The organism is Enterobacter cloacae complex sp. GF14B, assembly GCF_004136805.1.
Lineage (GTDB): Bacteria > Pseudomonadota > Gammaproteobacteria > Enterobacterales > Enterobacteriaceae > Enterobacter > Enterobacter hormaechei_C.
Window position 1 is genome coordinate 1 of sequence record NZ_QFRV01000282.1, and the last position, 1285, is coordinate 1285.

The window sequence follows — 1285 nt, forward strand, 5'->3', positions numbered from 1 at the left end:
AACCCTGGCGTTTCGCGTGGACATGGACGCCCTTGATTTAAGCGAAGCGCTCGACGACAGCCATCGCCCGTTCCGCGACGGGTTTGCCTCCTGCAATCCGGGAATGATGCACGCCTGTGGCCACGACGGGCATACCACCATTGGTCTGGGGCTCGCGCAGGTGCTTAAGCAGTATGAAGCGCAGCTCAACGGCACCATCAAACTGATCTTCCAGCCTGCCGAAGAGGGTACGCGCGGCGCGCGCGCTATGGTCGCCGCAGGCGCGCTGGACGGCGTAGACTACTTTACCGCCATTCATATCGGAACCGGCGTTCCGGAAGGGACAGTGATCTGCGGCAGCGATAACTTCATGGCGACCACCAAATTTGACGTGCGCTTTACCGGAGTCGCCGCACACGCTGGCGGTAAACCGGAAGAGGGCCGTAACGCCCTGCTTGCTGCTGCCCAGGCCGCTATCGCGCTGCATGGCATCGCGCCACACAGCGAAGGCGCGTCCCGGGTTAACGTCGGGGTCATGCAGGCGGGCAGCGGACGCAACGTGGTTCCGGCTGATGCGTTACTTAAGGTTGAAACCCGCGGCGAAAGCGAGGCTATTAATCAGTATGTCTTTGAGCGCGCGCAGGCGGTAATTACCGGCGCGGCGGCGCTCTATGGCGTAACAGCCGGGATAAACCTGATGGGGGCGGCGACCTCCAGCGTCCCTTCCCCGGCCTGGGTCGATTATCTGCGCGAGCAGGCAAGCCAGGTGCCCGGTGTGACTCATGCCATTAATAAGGTCAAAGCGCCTGCGGGCTCCGAAGACGCCACGCTAATGATGGCCCGCGTGCAGCAGAACGGCGGCATGGCCTCGTATATGGTTTTCGGCACCCAGCTGAGCGCCGGACATCACAACGAAAAATTCGATTTTGATGAGCAGGTGATGAACGTTGCCATCGAAACGCTGGCGCGAACTGCGCTTAATTTCCCGTGGACGCGAGGTGTGTAATGCAGGAGAACTACGCTTTTATCGCTGATGCCATCGACACGCGATGTCAGACGTTTACCGATATTGCCGACGACATCTGGGATCATCCCGAAACGCGCTTTGAAGAGTTCTGGTCCGCCGAACGCCTCGCCAGCGCGCTGGAAGCCGAGGGCTTTACCCTGACGCGGGAAGCCGGAGGCATTCCCAACGCCTTTATTGCCAGCTACGGCAGCGGCAAGCCCGTTATCGCCCTTCTGGGCGAATACGATGCCCTGGCCGGGCTAAGCCAGCAGGCACACTGCGCGACGGCGCAATCCGCCA

At 61.1% G+C, this 1285-nt stretch carries 1 protein-coding gene and 1 pseudogene; both read left to right on the top strand.

The window, feature by feature from the left end:
* Positions 1–985, top strand: a 985-nt coding sequence (locus DD606_RS25260) for an amidohydrolase (protein ID WP_129259468.1), incomplete at its 5' end; no start/stop codon positions are given.
* Positions 985–1285: pseudogene (locus tag DD606_RS25265) on the top strand (amidohydrolase); the annotation flags it as partial. The gene DD606_RS25260 and the pseudogene DD606_RS25265, both read left to right, overlap by 1 nt.